Source organism: Streptococcus sp. SCPM-O-B-23252 (M501) (genome assembly GCF_058200355.1).
The window spans coordinates 210,858-227,791 of the sequence record NZ_JBYQGS010000001.1 but is presented as its reverse complement, the minus strand read 5'-3'; the positions used below and the strand labels follow the sequence as shown (position 1 = coordinate 227,791).

Here is a 16,934-nt window from a genome sequence, read left to right as displayed (position 1 = left end):
GTCCTACTTCTGCGCTACGAAGAACCAACGTTTGCTGGTCTTTGTTGGCTCCTTATCTTCAAAGTCTGCGTACAATTTGAAAGATTTAAAGCCAGCCTGCTCCAATAAGATGTCATAGGTTAAAACTTCATAGGTGCGTTCCTCATGAACTTCATCGTGCCGACTAAAGGAGCCATCTTCTTCTTGGACAAAAAAGGTCAGCTCATGGACGATGGAGTGGGGGGCTTCATCCTCATAGGTATCCCAGAGCATTGCAAAATCTTCCGCATTTTCGTGGTAAGAATAGCCTGGGAAGACCTCATCTGTCTGGTAGGTCGAATGGACATCAAAGATAAAGACTCCGTCCTCATTGAGGGCATTATAGACTTCTCTGAAGACATCCCCTACTTCTACCTCGTCCTGCATATAGCAGATAGAATCCGAGTAGCAGGTCACGAAATCATAAGTGCCTGCTTGCGACAGGTCCAGCATATTGCCCACGATAAAATCAATCTTCTGCTTAGCTGAAACAGCTCTTTTTTCAGCAATTTTCAGCATGTCAGCACTCAGGTCTAACCCTGTCACATCAAATCCAGCTTGAGAAAAGCGAACAGACTGAATCCCTGTCCCACAAGCTAATTCCAGTAATTTTTTCTTATCTTTTGTCTTTGGGAGATGGCGGAGTGAAAAATCCGTCCACAAATCATACAGACTGTCATCCATGACCGTATCATAGACCGCCGCAAAGGTTTCATAAGTCGCCATAAATCGAGATACAAAGAGCGTTAAAAGCAAAGAGAAAATAGGAAACTTTCTGCGTATCGTCAGATACAAAGGAAGTTACTCTTTTTCTCACAGCTTTTAGCTCGTGTTCAGTTAGAAACCTAACCAAGCACAAGGCTCCATCCTTTCTTTCCATAGAATTTTCAATTTAACCAACAAAACTCAGTTGCTACCAACTGAGTTTACCTGCTTATGCTAGGGCTGCTGAAAGATCGACAGCACTTGCTTCGTGCCATAGCTTTTCTAGGTTATAGTGGGCACGCATTTCTTCTGAGAAGACATGAACCACTACACCACCTAAGTCAAGGAGGACCCAACCTCCAGCTGAGTCACCCTCGACGTGGCTGGCATTGCCACCAGCTTCAACGACTTTCTCACGAATATTCTCTGCGATCGCTTCCAACTGACGGCTATTCATAGAGCTTGCGATGACAAAGTAATCTGTCACACTGGTTAAGCTTTGAACATCCAAAGCCACAATGTCTTCTGCACGTTTTTCATCGGCAGCTTTAACAACAAGTTCAAGTAATTCTTTTTCTTTCATGTAATCCTCTTTCCTTAAAAAATTGATTTGTAATCTAAGACATCCGCAAAACGTCCTGCCCAAATATTTTCATAAAATTCATTAAGCGTTTCTGCCGGAATATCCTCTCCATCAAAGGTTGTGACAGCTCCTTCTGGAACAACCAACTTATAGCCGTATTCAAACCCCACTTTGACGGATGTATCGACACAATATTCTGTCTGCATGCCACACAGGACCAGTTGTTGAATTCCTTGTTGATCCAAGTATTCTTTTAATCCTGTCTCCTTAAACATGCTATTGTATCGCTTCTGAAATACCTTTTCATTCTCCTGTCTTTTCAACAGAGGAGACAATTGCCAATCTTCCGAAGTTAAAGCCTCTGGCGTTTCAATATGCTGAATGTAGATGATTTCAATCTGCTGTTTTCTAGCCTGATCTTGCAAATAAGCAATCTTCTCTAGGAGCTTTTCTGTCTCAAAACCTGATTCCACTAAGATATTTTGTACATCAATAATGATAAAAGCTGTCTTCACTTACTGCTCCTCTTTCAAATACTTCACAAATGCGTTATAGGTTTCAAGGGTTTGGGGATAAATGGGCAATCCTTGGTGGGCCAGGTGTTCGACTGTGCGAGCCGTCTCATAGGCCACGGCACGATCCAAGGAGACTTGGGCGATGTCACGTGCTTGCTCTACCCCCGGAAAGGCCCGGTTGTGTTCAATATAATCTGCCACATAGACAATCTTATCTAAGGTTGACATCTGTCCACTCCCCACGGTGTGAATCTCAATACTACGAAGAATGGCTGGATCTGTCAGTCCGAGATCTTCCTGAATCTTATAAATGCCGACCATTCCATGCCAGACGTTATTGCCCCAGTTTTTTAATTCTGGATCAAGACTATAGCGATCAATCAAGTCTAGAAATTCCTGATCCGATAATTTCTTGGCATAGTCATGCAAGAGACCTGCTAGTCCAGCCTGTTCTTCATCTGCTTCATAGCGTTTGGCCAAGTCACGCGCAGCTTTCTCAACCCCTAAACAGTGGGTTAGGCGTTTTTCTGGCAAGATTTGACCCATTTTTTCAAGCAAGACTTCACGAGAAAAGCCGAGATAGTTTTCATAGGTCATTGATACAAACCTTCTTTCTTGATGTAGTCCAAGACTGGCTTTGGCAACATAAAATTCGGCGTCCGACCTTGGGCGATAAACTCTCGCACCATGCTAGAAGAGATGTCCATAAGAGGAACATCGACCCAAATCACAGGATAGGAGGTTCCTGCCTTGTAACGGGGACGTTGAACACCGACAAACTGCACCATCTCCACTAATTCGTCAATCCGATACCATTTTAGCAGGTAGTCCACCATATCCGCTCCAATGATGAAGTAATAGTCTGTATCTGGGTCTCGCTCATTGAGCAACTTCATCGTATCGTAGGTATAAGAGATCCCTTTACGCTCTAGTTCAATCGTCTCGATTTCTAGCCCTTCAATACCCTCAATGGCTAGTTCCAGCATTTTCAAGCGATGGCCTTCATCAATGGTTTCTTTTTTATCCACATGCGGAGGCTCATATTCTGGCATGAGAAGGACCTTGTCCAAACCTAATTGCTGGCGGACTTGGTCAGCAACTACAAGATGGGCATTATGGACGGGATTGAAATTCCCTCCGAGGATTCCCACTTGTTTGCGTTTCTTATCTTTAATCTCTGGCTCTAACTCCACCTTGGTAAAGGGGGTTAATAGTTCAATGGCCATATACTTGCTCTCCTGTGTCTCTTAGATTTCTTTTACTTTGACTGAAATCTTCCGGTTTTCTTTTTTGCTTGATTGCTTGTATAAGATGAGGATGCGTCCAATTTTTTGAACCGTATCCACACCAATTTCTTCTTCCAAGATTTCCGCTACTTCATGGATATTCTCATCCGTATTTTGAAGGAGGGTCACCTTGATCAGTTCGCGCGCATCTAGCGCTTGGCGCACACTGGTTTTGATTTGGTCATTGAGCCCGTTTTTCCCGATTTGGATAATGGGTTTGAGGCTGTGGGCTTGGCTGTTGAGGAAAGCCCGTTGTTTAGATGTTAATGTCATATTTTTACTTCCTTTTTTTTGATCGTTATTTTAAGTGGTGGGGACGGCCGGAACTAATTTTTCAAAGATCTCATCTTTGAAAAATGGATTTCCTCACCTCAAAATGGAGCTTTGGTCTCCATTTTGCCCTTGCCAATCTCACGATTGGCAACTACACCACGGCAATAACGATCTCTTTATGAGCTCACTTTGTTCGCTCTTTAGATATATTTTTTCCTGTTTTTTTAAATAATAGCTTTGCGGGTGACGACGGCAACGCCTTCTGGTGCCCAGACGGCTACTTTGGCTTCCCCATTGACGCGGATCCAGCCGAGTCCAGAGATGACGAGGTCTGTCTTGTCCTTGATGGTAAACTCATGAGAAACCAAGGGTGGGAACTCTTCTTTTTCTTTGCTATTAGGTGGAGTTAGCAAGCCACCAACATGCTTGTCATAAAAAGCGGTCGCTCCTTCTAGCTTGGTTCGATGAAGCTTGAGTTCGTTATCAAAGAAGGCAGTAAAACCTTGCTTTTCCCCCTTGATAAAGTCAAAGCGTCCCAAGCCACCCAAGAAGAGAGTCTGCTCTGGATTGAGCTGATAAGTCTTGGGTTTGATTTCCTTTTTAGGGCTGACATACTTGAGGTTTTTCGCAGTCAAGTAGTGAGCCATCTGGTGGCGATGAATAATCCCCGGTGTATCGTAGATGTAGGATCCATCGTCCAATGGGATTTCAATCTTGTCCAGTGTCGTTCCTGGGAAGCGAGAGGTCGTGATGATATCCTTGTCACCAGTGATTTCCTGGATAATCGCATTGATGAGGGTCGATTTCCCTACATTGGTTACCCCCACCACATAGACATCACGACCCTTACGGTACTGTTCAATCTTTTCCATCAAATCCTTGATGGCACTCTTGTTTTGGGCAGAGGTGAGGACCACATCGACAGGACGCATGCCTTCTTCGTGGGCCCGCTCCATCAACCAATGCGTCACTTTGCTATCCTTGACAGACTTGGGCAAGATGTCTTTTTTATTTCCGACTAAAAGGACATCATTACCTGCTACAAAGCGCGGTAAGCCAGGAATGACAGAGCCATTAAAGTCAAAAATATCGACTACATTGACCACGAGAGCATCACTATCTCCTACTTCGTGAAGGAGTTTTAGGAAATCATCATCTGTCAGATGCACATCTGTGATTTCATTGTAGTGACGTAGACGGAAACAGCGTTGGCAATAGACTTCGCCTGTTTCCAAGCCCTTTTCAAGAGCTGATTGGGGAGTATAGCCTATCCCCTCTTTGTTTTCTGTCTGAATGGGCGCTCCACAGCCAATACAGAATAATTCTTCCATTCTTAAATTCCTTTTTTGTATACAATCGGACCATATTTTTCGGCCATTTGCTTCATGACACGGCGTTCACGCGCCCGGTTGATCTGGGTCTTGATGGAGTCATGCTCAACCAAAGGCTTGACCAAAATCGAGCGAATGCCTGCACGATGGGCAGCCCGGATATCCGTCATCAGTTGATCCCCGACCATGACCACTTCATTTTTCTCATAGTGGAAACGTTTGAGGGCACGATCAATCCCAAAGGTAAAGGGCTTGAGCGACCAGGCTTCATAGTCAATATCAAATTTTTCTACCGCACGCTTGACCCGTTTGGGACTATTATTGGACACCACGATAACCCGAATCCCGCCATCACGAAGGTCGTGCAACCACTGGCGCATCTCAGGAGTCCCATCCGGATTATTCCAAGCAATCAAGGTATTATCCAAATCCACAAGGACCGCCTTAATGCCTTGTTTTTTCAAGTCTGCAACGGTGAGATCATAGGCTGCTTCCACCGCAAAATCTGGTTTGTAATTTTCGATTGACACGTTTTTCTCCATTTTTTATATTCTCTTCATTGTAGCATAAATAGACGTATTTTGCACTTGCTTCGTTGTCTCCCCTTTGTAAGAGGACCCATTCTATCTCTTTGATATTCCCTAAAATAGACAAAATCGTTACAAAGTTCCAAAAACGTGGTATAGTAGAAGAAAAAAAATACGCGGAAGAGTTATGATAACAAAAGAAAAAAAATTGAGGGAGGTCTCCCCTCTCCTACAAAAAATCATCAATTGGTCCTCCATCATTGGAGCCCTGGCAACCCTTGCTTTCTGTATCTGGGCCTACTTTGCTGGCATTCTCCAATCCAAAGAAACTTTGTCGGCTTTTATTCTCCAAGCAGGTATCTTCGGGCCACCTCTCTTTATCTTTCTTCAGATCCTTCAAACAGTGGTGCCTATTATCCCCGGTGCCTTAACATCTGTCGCTGGTGTCTTTATCTATGGCCACATCATTGGGACCATCTACAACTACATCGGAATTGTCATTGGCTGTGCCATCATCTTCCATCTCGCGAGAATGTACGGGCCTAAATTTGTCCAGTCTATGGTCAGCCAGAAGACTTACGACAAGTATATTAACTGGCTCAACGAAGGCAAGCGGTTTGATCGTTTCTTCATCTTCATGATGATCTGGCCTATCAGTCCAGCGGACTTTCTCTGCATGCTAGCTGGATTAACCAATATGACCTTTAAGCGCTACATGACCATTATTATTCTCTGTAAACCGATTACTCTGGTCATCTACACTTATGGTCTCACCTATATCATCGACTATTTCTGGCAAATGATTTAAAAAAGATGTTGGGAAAACACCCAGCATCTTTTTTTATAGAATTCCTTTTTCTTTTTGAATAATGAAGTCCTTTAGAGTGATCAGGAGGACCGCTAACAGAATCATGCCCATACCCAAGAAGTCAATCATAAAGAAATGCTCCTTCATAATGATAAAGGCAAAGAAAACTGCCGAAATTGGCTCAATAGAGGCTAATAAGCTTCCCTTTACAGCTCCGACCAAAGAGGTCCCTTTAAGAAAGGCTGTGTAGGCAAAAATCGTTCCAATAACAACCAAACCAAAAAGAGCCATCAAGGTATCCAGTCTGTAGTTTCCAGAAAAAGAAAGAAGACCACTAAAAGGAATCATCAGAATTCCTGGAATGACCATCCCAACTCCAATCACCAGCATACTTCCCCATTTTTTAATTAAATTAAGAGGAAGGACAATATACAGAGCATAAGCAAAGGCTGAAACCACTCCCCAAGCCAGACCTTTAGGATTAATGGCCAGTTGGTTGACTTGACCGTGTGTTGCAATTAAGAAAGTGCCACCAATCGCTAACAGCATGGAAGCTACTTCCGCAAGAGTAGGAGCTACTCTATCCTTGATACAGGTATAGGATAAAATCCCCACTGGACAGAGATACTGCAAAACGGTGGCAGTCCCAGCATTGGTTTCTGCAATCGCCTCTAAATAGGTCAATTGAGTTAGTAACAATCCTAAAAATGAAAAAACGAGAAGGGGAAGGTAGGAAGATTTATCTTTAGCAAAGGCTAATACCTTCTCTTTATCCGCTACGTAAGATAATATAATAAGGACAATGCCTGAAAAAAGTAGACGAAAATTAGTTAACCCTATAGCTGAAAAACCATGTGCCATCAAATATTGCCCGCTAACACCAGAAAGCCCCCAAGCAATTCCAGCAATCACAGTCATCAAGGTTCCTTTGAAAGATGTAGACATGTTGCCTCCACAAATATTATTTACATCCTAATTGTAACATAAAAACCAGCCCAAATGGACTGGTTTTATTCATAAAATATACTAATTTACGGCTCAACCAAAATCTTGATTTGCGATTTATCTTGCGTTAATTCGATAAAGCCATCTTGAACAATATTTTCCAATTTGATTTTCTTAGTAACTAATTTCTCAGCAGAGAAGTAGCCTTGTTCCATCAATTCCAATACTTTAGGGAAGATGTGGCGATAAGCGATAATCCCTTTAAGAGTCTTTTCTTGAATGGCGAATTCATTTGGATTGATGCTTGCTTCGCGTTCCCAAATAGAAACAACCATACACTCACCAGCCTTATGAACTGCTGCAAGAGCTTGTCCAAGAACAACAGGAACCCCTGTTACTTCATAAGACACATCCGCTCCACCATCCGTCAAGCGATGAATGGCTTCAACGATTGATTCACCTTCTTCTGGACGAACTACAATGGCACCTAGCTCTTCTGCTTTTGCTTGACGTTCAGGAGACAATTCAACTGCATAGATTTTTGATGCTCCTGCTGCACGAAGGGCTTCAACAATCAAAAGACCGATTGGACCCAAGCCAAAGATAACGGCTGTATCCCCAGTTTTCAATGCAGATTGACGAACGGCATAAACAGCAACAGCTGCAGGTTCTGTAAGAGCCGCTTGCTCGTAGCTCAAGCTATCTGGAATCACATGCACAAGATCACCATCAAGCACACAATACTTCGCAAAACCACCATCTGCTGCTAAACCAACAAAGTTCAAGTTTGGATCAAGGTTGTAGTCACCGATTAGGTTATGTTTTGCCAAAATTGGTTCAATCGTCACACGATCCCCAACTTTGACACGAGTCACATCGCTTCCAACCTCAACAATTTCTCCAGCAAACTCGTGACCAAGGGTAACGGGTGCTTTTTGACCAGAATAAACATGCTCTTCTGTTGGAATGAAGATTGGCCCATCCAAGTATTCATGCAAGTCTGTTCCACAGATTCCCGTGAATTTGACCGCAACCTTTACTTGATGAGGTTCTACTTTAGGGACTTCCACTTCCTCGATACGAACGTCCTTCTTGCCATGCCAGCGAGCAGCTTTCATTGTTTCCATATGTTTCTCCTATTTTTCCATGAATTGCAATTCCCTTTCAGGAAACCCGACAACTATATTGTAAGCCTTTTCACAAACTTTGTCAAGAAGAAACAGACGGTTAATATCTTAATTATCAATCCGAGATGACTCTAATTTCCAACCGACAATCCAGCCCAGAACAAGAAGATAATTTTCAAAAGCTCCAATAACATTTACTGGCAAATGATAGTTGAGATAAGCAAATAAATGATTGGTCCCAATCCCAAGCCCACCAATGATCAAGGCCAATAGTACCGTTCGAAGATAGAACCAATCATATTTGAGATTGACAGCAATGAGAATCACAAGAACTGCCACATTCCAAATCCCAATCTCCCGCTGCCAACCGACAGAAACACCATATCCCGAATGACTTCCCATATAGGATGGAAAGAAGAGCTGAAAAATAATGGCTCCAGACATGGCGATGATAACTAGGACAAATAAGGCTCTTAAAAATTTGTTCATGTAACTTCTCCTAATGCTAGTTGATATGTAATGGTCTTTCCTATTCTAACACAATTTTATGGATAGTAAAAACCAACCTCTCGGCTGGTTTTTTTCTCTATTACTCTTCTTTCAACTTCGCCAATTCTTGGGCAAGTAGTTTGAGGGCTACTTGTGGGTTGGCTTGGCCTTTGGTTGCTTTCATGAGGAAGCCTGTGAAGGCCTTGTCCGCATTCCGTTTCCCTGACTTGAAGTCGGCTACGGCTGCTTCATTGTCTGCGAAGACTTGGTGGATGATTGGAATCAAGACTTCAGGGTCTGAAATCTGTACCAATCCAGCTTTTTCGACGTATTCACGCGCACCGCCACCATTTTTCGCCAAATGAACGAAGACTTTCTTGGCAATCTTAGAAGAGATGGTTCCATCTTCAATGATGGCAATCATTTCGACCAAGTTTTCTGGTGTCAATTGGATTTCTTCAAGCGTTTTACCTTCGGCGTTCAAGAATTGTGCGACTTCACCTTGCAGCCAGTTAGACACTTGCTTGGCATCTCCACCAAGGGCTACCGCTGCTTCAAAGAAGTCAGAAGTAACTTTCGTAGCTGTCAATTGGTTGGCATCATAGTCAGACAAGCCAAGCTCTGCCACATAGCGAGCACGACGATCTTTTGGAAACTCTGGCAATTCTGTGCGCATTTCCTCAATCCACTCATCTGAGATTTCATACAATGGAAGGTCTGGTTCTGGGAAGTAACGGTAATCCGCTGCTCCTTCTTTGACACGCATAAGGATAGTGCTCTTGTTGGCTTCATCATAACGGCGTGTTTCTTGACGAATAACACCACTTGAGCGCAAGATTTTCGCTTGGCGTTGCACTTCGTATTCAAGACCTTTACGGACGTTTGAGAATGAGTTCAAGTTTTTCAACTCCGTCTTGGTACCAAATTCCTCTTGACCGTATGGGCGAAGGGAAATGTTGGCATCCACACGCATCGATCCTTCTTCCATCTTGACGTCTGAAATACCAGTATATTGGATGACTTCTTTCAAAGCTGTCAAATAGGCGTAGGCTTCTTCTGGAGAACGCATATCTGCTTCAGATACGATTTCGATCAATGGAACTCCTTGACGGTTGAGGTCTACATAAGAGAAACCGTCTGTTCCGTGCGTGTTCTTACCGGCATCTTCTTCCAAGTGGGCCCGTTCAATCCCGATTTTCTTAGTTGAACCATCTTCCAATTGCACTTCAATCCAACCGTTATAACCGATTGGCTCGTCAAATTGCGAAATTTGGTAAGCCTTTGGATTATCAGGGTAGAAGTAGTTCTTACGATCAAAGTGCATGTGCTGATGGATATCCATATTCAGTGCCAAAGCAGCCTTGATACCAGCGTCCACAACACCCTTGTTCAAGACAGGAAGCACACCTGGGAAAGACCAGTCAATCACATTGGTGTTGGCATTTTGCTCATTCCCAAAGTGGGCAGAGGTTGGTGAGAAAATTTTTGAGTTTGTATTCAATTCAACGTGGACTTCAAGTCCGATGACTGTTTCAAAGTTCATTAATTGTCACCTCCGAAAATAAGGGGTTGTTGCTTGTGGTAATCCGTCGTAGCTTCAAAGGCCGCTGCAGCCTGGTAGATGGTTTCTTCAGAATACTTAGGACCAATCAACTGCAAACCAACTGGAAGACCTTGAGCAAAACCTGCAGGAATCGAAATCCCTGGGAGACCTGCCAAGTTGACTGGAATGGTCAAGAGGTCAGCCAAGTACATGGCAACCGGGTCGTGGTTGAGCGAATCCAAATCAAAGGCTACGCTTGGAGCTGTTGGACCAAGAATGAGGTCGTAATCCGCAAAGACTTTTTCGAAGTCTTGGATAATGAGGGTACGAACTTGACCAGCTTTCTTGTAGTAGGCATCGTAGTAACCAGATGACAAACTAAAGGTACCCAGCATGATCCGGCGTTTGACCTCATCACCAAAGCCTTGACTACGAGTATTCACGTAGATGTCATCCAAGTTTTTAGCATCTTCCGCACGGAAACCATAGCGAATCCCGTCGAAACGTTGCAAGTTTGAAGAAGCTTCAGATGAAGCGATGATGTAGTAAACGGCAACCCCGTATTTAGAATGAGGCAGGCTAACTTCTTCGACAGTTGCTCCCAATTTTTCAAAGTGTTTGGCCGCATTAAGGATGGTTTCTTTGACTTCTGGGTCAATCCCTTCACCGAGGTATTCCTTAGGAAGGGCAATCTTCATGCCTTTAATGTCTTGACCAATCTTAGAAGTAAAGTCTGCTACACGAACAGGCGCAGATGTTGAATCTTTGACATCTTCACTGGCAATGACATTGAGCAAGAGGGCATTTTCCTTGACCGTTGGTGCAAATGGTCCAATTTGGTCTAGTGAGCTACCAAAGGCAATGAGACCAAAACGTGAAACTGTTCCATAAGTTGGTTTGAGACCAACAATCCCGTTGAAGGCAGCTGGTTGGCGGATAGAACCACCAGTATCTGAACCAAGGGACAAACGGACTTGACCTGAAGCTACAGCAGCTGCTGAACCACTAGAAGATCCACCAGGCACCTTACTGTGGTCCCATGCATTCTTGGTTGGTCCATAATATGAAGTTTCACCAGATCCACCCATGGCAAATTCATCCATGTTGGTCTTCCCGATGACAATCATATCTTTAGCTTTGGCATTGGCAACAGCTGTCGCATCAAAGATTGGCTCGTAGTTATAGAGCATTTTTGATGCCGCAGTCGTCAAGATACCATCTGTTGAGATATTGTCTTTGACCGCGAGCGGAATCCCTGATAGGAGGTTGTCTGCATCGATTCCTTTTTCATCAATAGCCTTGGCTTGTGCAAGGGCAGCTTCTTCGGCCACCGTTACAAAGGCATTGATTGCTTCTTCACGCGCCTTGATATCATCAAGCGTCGCTTGGGTCAATTCGGTTGCTGAAATTTCCTTAGAGACAAGGAGGTCGTGCAACTCTTCAATGGTTTTATGGTTGAATGACATTAGGCATCTCCTCCATCTTCTAGGATAGCTGGTACCTTGATGTAGTAATTATCTTTTTCAGGTACATTTTTAAACAAACGGTCACGGTCCGTCCCTTTTTCAGCAACATCCGGACGCAATACGGTCTTACGATCCGCCATGGTTGTTGTTGGAGCCACACCGTTTGTGTCCACTTCTTCCAACAATTCCACCATGTCGACAATCTTAGACAAGGTTGTCGCAAACTCAGCTGTCTCTTCTGGAGAGAATTTCAATTTTGAAAGATTGGCAACGTGGGTTACCTCTTCTTGCGTAATTTTCATCTTGCTTCCTTTCGTGAAATGATGATTTCTCAATACCCTCTATTTTACCATATTTTTAGTATTTATGCGGTAGTTTGGCAAGAAAATAGAGTCCGAGGAAGGCTAGGCATTAGGCCATTCTCCTCGAACTCTAATCTTACAATTCTTCTAATTGTTCATTCACCACTTTTGCTCCCAAAACATGTTTGAAATGATTTAAAGCAAACTGGTGGTTTTCAGGAGTGAGCGACGCCACAGCAGGCGCGACCACTTCGATCTGATAGCCCAGATTATAGGCATCTACTGCTGTATGGAGGACACAAATGTCCGTTAAGACTCCCGTCAAAATAACCGTATCTACGCCACGTTCCCGGAGGCGGATATCCAGATCAGTTCCTGAAAAAGCAGAATAATGACGCTTGTCCATCCAAAAGACGCGTGGATCCGCTTTGTGCTCCCGATAAAAATCAGCTAAGGGACCATACAAATCCCGTCCACTAGTCCCAATGATATTATGAGGTGGGAAGAGCTTGCTTTCTGGATGAAAGGGATCGTCTACATCATGAGCATCAATCGCAAAAAAGACATAGGCCCCTTGGTCAAAGGCTAACTGGGTCACCTGGGCAATGCTCTCAGAAATAGCTTGTGCAGGAGCTCCTGCCGTTAGCTTACCTTCATCTGCTACAAAATCAACGGTGTAGTCAATCGAAATTAACGCTTTAGTCATTAGTAATCTCTTTTCTTTATTTCTTCAAAAATATCTGGGATCAAGACTTTGAGGTAGGTTCCCTTCATCCCAAGAGAGCGGCTTTCAATAATACCGGCTGACTCCAGTTTCCGCAGCGCATTGACAATCACAGAGCGGGTAATACCAATCCGATCCGCAATCACGGAAGCAGTTAACTGCCCTTCATTTCCCTTCAATTCACTAAGGATAGCGGAAACTGCCCGCAATTCTGAATAGGACAAGGTATTGACAGCCATATTGACCGCAGTCCGGCGACGAATATTTTTCTCATCTTCCTCTCGTTGGAAGTTCAACATTTGAATCCCAACTACGGTACTAGCAATCTCAACCAAAATCAAATCATCATCCGCAAATTCCTTATCATTGCGCCAAATAATCAAAGACCCCAAACGAATCCCAGATACATGGATGGGAGCAATCGTTGTCAACCCATCAGGAAAATCAGACTTTGTCTCTACTGGAAAGATACTTAAATCGTGATCTACATCTAAATTCGCCTCTGTATCATAGACTAAACTGGCCGCTTTAGCATAATCTTCAGGTAATTTTTTATTGTCAAAAAAAGCCTCAACCCGATCATTATTGGTTTTGTAGCGCATGAAATAACCTAGAAGAGTTCCCTTGCTATTAATAATACAAGCGTTACAATGAATGATGTCAGCCAGTTGACGGGCAATTGCATTATAAGGCATTTCATCTTGCAACTGTTCTTCAGAACGTTTCAAGATAGATGTAATTTTTCTCGTTTTTTCTAATAATTTAGCCATAATAAACCTCGCATATAGTCAGCTAAAGTATATCATATAAGTGGGGGAATTTCAATCAAATTATCTGAAAATTATTTATTTTTTCTACAATTCTATTCAATTCAGAAAAATTAGCCTTATGTAACAAAATATTCGCTGGATTCATTCAAAAAAAAGAAACCGCCTATTAGCGATTTCTCTTACACTTATCGTTTGTATTGTTTTAAGAAACGGGTCATCTTCTCTTGAATTTGAGCCAATTCTTCTACTCGAGGAAGGTAAACAATCCGGAAATGATCTGGCTCTTTCCAGTTAAATCCACGTCCGTGAACCAAGAGAACCTTTTCTTGTTTTAAGAAATTCAAGACAAACTGCTCATCATCATCTACCCGGTACATTTCACGATCAATCTTAGGGAAGATATAGAGACCAGCTTTTGGTTTGACAGCTGAGAGTCCTGGAATATCATTGATAGCCTTGTAGATAAAGTTCCGTTGTTCGTAGATTCGACCGCCTGGAAGCAAGAGTTCGTCCACTGACTGGTAGCCTCCCAAAGAAGTCTGGACCACTTGTTGGGCCAAGACGTTTGAACACAGACGCATATTGGAGAGCATATTCAAACCTTCGATATAGCCCTTCACGTGGTGTTTTGGTCCAGATAAGACCATCCAGCCCACACGGAAGCCCGCTATGCGGTGTGATTTGGACAAACCGTTCATGCTGACACAGAACAAATCTGGCGCGAGACTAGCAATGGCTGTGTGTTTGGCACCATCCATGACCAAGCGATCATAAATTTCATCTGCAAAGATAATCAAGCCATGTTGACGAGCAATTTCGACAATTTCCAACAAAATCTCATCTGGATAGAGAGCTCCGGTTGGGTTATTGGGGTTAATCACGACGATAGCCTTGGTGTTTGAAGTGATTTTCGACTTGATATCATCAATATCAGGATACCACTCAGCCTCTTCATCACAAACATAGTGTACTGCATTTCCACCTGCTAGGCTGACCGCTGCTGTCCAAAGAGGATAGTCTGGCATTGGCACAAGTACTTCATCGCCATTATCCAGCAAGCCTTGCATGGACATCACAATCAACTCACTGACACCATTTCCGATATAGATATCATCAATCTCAACATTCGGAATCTTTTTCAATTGGCTATACTGCATAATGGCCTTACGGGCAGAAAAAATTCCTTTTGAATCCGAATACCCTTCACTATCCCGAGCATTCATAATCAAATCATGAATGACTTCGTCGGGAGCTGTAAACCCAAATTCTGCTGGATTTCCTGTATTTAAGCGAAGGATTTTCTCCCCGTTGGCCCGCATGCGCATCGCTTCTTCTAAGACTGGACCACGAATATCGTAAGCAACGTGCTCTAGCTTGACGGACTTATTGTATTCTTTCATGATTTTTTCCTCACTTTATCAAACTGCTTCCATTATACCACTAGTTAATCTGGAGTACAACTGAGCAACCTCTTTCATTCTCAATGAAATCCTATAGATATCTGATTTGACCTTTACTTTCTATGGTAAAAGGTTTAAAATATAATTATAGGTAACATAAATGGGTTCTTCCATTTCTTTTCACGTTTTCAAGCAGTAAAGGAGGACGGAACATGTCTCAAAAATACGAAAACATCATGGTTGCAGTTGATGGATCTCGCGAAGCTGAACTTGCTTTTGAGAAAGGGGTCAATGTTGCGTTGCGAAACGGATCTAAACTTACCCTTGCTCATGTCGTTGATACACGTGCCTTACAAAGTGTCTCTAGTTTTGATGCTGAGGTGTATGAAGGATTCCAAACAGAAGCTAATGAACTATTAGAAGGGTATATCAAGCGTGCTAAAGAAGCCGGTGTCCAAAACATTGCTTCGGTGATTGAAATGGGGAATCCAAAAGTCCTCTTAGCGACTGATATCCCTGATGCAGAGGGAGTTGATCTCATCATGGTTGGGGCAACTGGTCTAAATGCTTTTGAACGTTTACTAGTTGGGTCTTCCTCTGAATACATTCTCCGCCATGCCAAAGTCGATTTGTTAGTGGTTCGTGAGACAGAAAAGACCTTATAAACTTTATAAAAACCAAAAGGTGTGAAGGAAAACGAATTTCCTCACACCTTTTTATTTTCTTCCGATTCTGCTGTTTTTTCAGAGTAGTGTTTTTGATAAGCTTTGATTTGCCGTTCCAACTCTTTTTGAATGGCTGGCTCAGGTGCATACTTTTCTTCCCAGTCGTTCGGTTTTAAAATTTTATGCGTGACTTCATCAAAGTGAGCCTGACCATCTGGGAAAATCTTCCCCATGTTTGCACGGTGAACAATCTCAAAGACCTCTTCCGGATCGACCCCCATTAGAACAAAACTACCATAAGTCAGATAGAGCGTATCAATCAAGGCATCGACCTGCCCCACCATGGAGATCTCAGCTGGATGCTTGCTACGAACCTTATTGGCTGCCTCATCTAGGGCTTGATGCAAGCTTTCGATTGAACGATCAAAGGTTGCTTCATCCTTGCTCGCTGCCCGAATAAATTCAACCAATTCCTCCTGCTTAAACATGGTTCGGTAAAGAGCCTCTTGATTGTCCCAGGCCTTTGGTTCTTCCTGAGTTTGACCATCCATGAGTTGATGGAAGGCTTTGACCTTATTAAAGTGATCGTCGCGACTAACAAACAGTGACTGATCCGTGATAATGCCAAAATGTTCCAGCGCTTTTTGGATCCCGTCTTTGGTATTACTGGTCGTCGTATGCTGAGCTACTTCTTTGACCCTGCTGGTTCCATTGCCCATCGCAATCGATAAGCCAACACCCGAGAGCATTTCCAAGTCATTATCTGAATCTCCAAAGGCCATCACCTGGTCCATTGAAAATCCAAATTCTTCTCCTACGATCCGAATCCCTTCCAATTTTGAGTTGTCTGGATTGATAACGTCCGCCGCAAAGGGGCTGGAACGCGTAAATTTTAATTCAGGAAAAGCTTGCTCAACTTTTTGAGTGTCTTTAGGACTAGCTAATAAGAGAACCTGATAAACCGGTCCTTGGGCAATTTGTTGCAGTTGCTTTTGATCCTGAGGGACAGCCTTGCTAACCACCTTGTTGAAGCCCTGACTAACTGCCTTCGAAAAGCCTTTTGGTACAAAACGTGCAGACCATAGAGAAATAGGACTCAGACCAAAACTCATAATGCGAGAACCTTCAACTCCATCTTCTGTTCCTAAGGCGATCTCAATGCGATGGTTTTTTGCGTAGTCAATCAAGTCATGCAGATTCTTCTTATCAATTGGAGAAGCAGATAAGACCTTGTCCTTGGTAAAAATATACTGACCATTATAGGTGACCGCAAAATCAAAGTCATAGCGCTCGATAAAAGGACGGACAAAGAAGGGTCCTCGCCCTGTTGCCAAACCAACAAAAATTCCTTGTTCCTTTAAGGCGCGAATGGCTTTTTCAGTTGACTTCAAGACCATTCGACTATCATTGACCAAGGTTCCGTCAATGTCAAAAAAGACCGCTTTTATTTCCATGAT

Annotated in this window: 20 protein-coding genes; 2 read left to right on the top strand and 18 right to left on the bottom strand. The window is 43.2% G+C overall.

What is annotated here, in order from left to right:
- Positions 1-3: 3 nt before the first annotated feature.
- The 8 genes from AC3E6G_RS01050 to AC3E6G_RS01015 form a co-directional block, all read right to left on the bottom strand.
- Positions 4-744, bottom strand: coding sequence for a class I SAM-dependent DNA methyltransferase (locus AC3E6G_RS01050; RefSeq protein ID WP_125334847.1), 741 nt, complete (start codon positions 742-744; stop codon positions 4-6).
- A 208-nt stretch (positions 745-952) separates the two neighbouring features.
- On the bottom strand, positions 953-1,306 hold the full coding sequence (gene rsfS, locus AC3E6G_RS01045; RefSeq protein ID WP_003014310.1) for a ribosome silencing factor: 354 nt from the start codon (positions 1,304-1,306) through the stop codon (positions 953-955).
- A gap of 14 nt (positions 1,307-1,320) precedes the next feature.
- Entirely contained in the window at positions 1,321-1,821 is a 501-nt protein-coding gene (locus AC3E6G_RS01040; RefSeq protein WP_048691706.1) for a cysteine hydrolase family protein, read from the bottom strand.
- Complete coding sequence (gene yqeK, locus AC3E6G_RS01035; RefSeq protein ID WP_048789825.1) at positions 1,822-2,418, bottom strand: bis(5'-nucleosyl)-tetraphosphatase (symmetrical) YqeK; 597 nt, start codon at positions 2,416-2,418, stop codon at positions 1,822-1,824.
- Positions 2,415-3,047: a nicotinate-nucleotide adenylyltransferase gene (locus AC3E6G_RS01030; protein WP_125334849.1), complete on the bottom strand. Its 633-nt coding sequence runs from the start codon at positions 3,045-3,047 to the stop codon at positions 2,415-2,417. Before AC3E6G_RS01030 ends, yqeK begins: the two co-directional genes overlap by 4 nt.
- Before the next feature lie 21 nt (positions 3,048-3,068).
- Positions 3,069-3,380 (bottom strand): ribosome assembly RNA-binding protein YhbY, encoded by a 312-nt coding sequence (gene yhbY, locus AC3E6G_RS01025; protein WP_006595720.1) that lies wholly within the window; start codon positions 3,378-3,380, stop codon positions 3,069-3,071.
- Between the two features lie 224 nt (positions 3,381-3,604).
- Positions 3,605-4,711 carry a ribosome biogenesis GTPase YqeH gene (yqeH, locus tag AC3E6G_RS01020; RefSeq protein ID WP_048789823.1) on the bottom strand — a complete coding sequence of 369 codons (1,107 nt, stop codon included), beginning with the start codon at positions 4,709-4,711 and terminating at the stop codon, positions 3,605-3,607.
- A 2-nt stretch (positions 4,712-4,713) separates the two neighbouring features.
- The gene (locus AC3E6G_RS01015) at positions 4,714-5,241 is read right to left on the bottom strand and encodes a YqeG family HAD IIIA-type phosphatase (RefSeq protein ID WP_045759146.1); all 528 of its coding nucleotides are present in this window, start codon (positions 5,239-5,241) and stop codon (positions 4,714-4,716) included.
- A gap of 184 nt (positions 5,242-5,425) precedes the next feature.
- Between AC3E6G_RS01015 and AC3E6G_RS01010 the strand changes: the two genes are divergently transcribed.
- A complete protein-coding gene (locus AC3E6G_RS01010) occupies positions 5,426-6,046 on the top strand; it encodes a TVP38/TMEM64 family protein (protein ID WP_048789822.1) in 621 nt (206 codons plus the stop codon).
- Between the two features lie 33 nt (positions 6,047-6,079).
- Here the strand turns inward: AC3E6G_RS01010 and AC3E6G_RS01005 are convergent, their stop codons facing one another.
- The 9 genes from AC3E6G_RS01005 to AC3E6G_RS00965 all read right to left on the bottom strand — a co-directional run bounded on the left by AC3E6G_RS01005 (position 6,080) and on the right by AC3E6G_RS00965 (position 14,812).
- Entirely contained in the window at positions 6,080-6,991 is a 912-nt protein-coding gene (locus tag AC3E6G_RS01005; protein ID WP_048789821.1) for a DMT family transporter, read from the bottom strand.
- An 86-nt stretch (positions 6,992-7,077) separates the two neighbouring features.
- Complete coding sequence (locus AC3E6G_RS01000; protein WP_048789820.1) at positions 7,078-8,118, bottom strand: 2,3-butanediol dehydrogenase; 1,041 nt, start codon at positions 8,116-8,118, stop codon at positions 7,078-7,080.
- A gap of 108 nt (positions 8,119-8,226) precedes the next feature.
- Entirely contained in the window at positions 8,227-8,607 is a 381-nt protein-coding gene (locus AC3E6G_RS00995; RefSeq protein ID WP_048789819.1) for a hypothetical protein, read from the bottom strand.
- Positions 8,608-8,707: 100 nt separating this feature from the next.
- Positions 8,708-10,150: an Asp-tRNA(Asn)/Glu-tRNA(Gln) amidotransferase subunit GatB gene (gene gatB, locus AC3E6G_RS00990; protein WP_490700275.1), complete on the bottom strand. Its 1,443-nt coding sequence runs from the start codon at positions 10,148-10,150 to the stop codon at positions 8,708-8,710.
- On the bottom strand, positions 10,150-11,616 hold the full coding sequence (gatA, locus tag AC3E6G_RS00985; protein WP_118227880.1) for an Asp-tRNA(Asn)/Glu-tRNA(Gln) amidotransferase subunit GatA: 1,467 nt from the start codon (positions 11,614-11,616) through the stop codon (positions 10,150-10,152). Before gatA ends, gatB begins: the two co-directional genes overlap by 1 nt.
- Positions 11,616-11,918: an Asp-tRNA(Asn)/Glu-tRNA(Gln) amidotransferase subunit GatC gene (gatC, locus tag AC3E6G_RS00980; protein WP_048789816.1), complete on the bottom strand. Its 303-nt coding sequence runs from the start codon at positions 11,916-11,918 to the stop codon at positions 11,616-11,618. The genes gatA and gatC overlap by 1 nt, the downstream gene beginning before the upstream one ends.
- A gap of 136 nt (positions 11,919-12,054) precedes the next feature.
- A complete protein-coding gene (locus tag AC3E6G_RS00975) occupies positions 12,055-12,624 on the bottom strand; it encodes a cysteine hydrolase family protein (RefSeq protein ID WP_048789815.1) in 570 nt (189 codons plus the stop codon).
- Entirely contained in the window at positions 12,624-13,412 is a 789-nt protein-coding gene (gene codY / locus AC3E6G_RS00970) for a GTP-sensing pleiotropic transcriptional regulator CodY (protein ID WP_048691732.1), read from the bottom strand. The genes AC3E6G_RS00975 and codY overlap by 1 nt, the downstream gene beginning before the upstream one ends.
- 185 nt (positions 13,413-13,597) lie before the next feature.
- The gene (locus tag AC3E6G_RS00965; protein WP_023024219.1) at positions 13,598-14,812 is read right to left on the bottom strand and encodes a pyridoxal phosphate-dependent aminotransferase; all 1,215 of its coding nucleotides are present in this window, start codon (positions 14,810-14,812) and stop codon (positions 13,598-13,600) included.
- Between the two features lie 212 nt (positions 14,813-15,024).
- Between AC3E6G_RS00965 and AC3E6G_RS00960 the strand changes: the two genes are divergently transcribed.
- On the top strand, positions 15,025-15,477 hold the full coding sequence (locus AC3E6G_RS00960; protein ID WP_048789814.1) for a universal stress protein: 453 nt from the start codon (positions 15,025-15,027) through the stop codon (positions 15,475-15,477).
- Between the two features lie 41 nt (positions 15,478-15,518).
- On the opposite strand, the gene AC3E6G_RS00955 is transcribed toward AC3E6G_RS00960, so the two are convergent.
- Entirely contained in the window at positions 15,519-16,931 is a 1,413-nt protein-coding gene (locus AC3E6G_RS00955; RefSeq protein ID WP_125334851.1) for a Cof-type HAD-IIB family hydrolase, read from the bottom strand.
- Between the last annotated feature and the right edge of the window lie 3 nt (positions 16,932-16,934).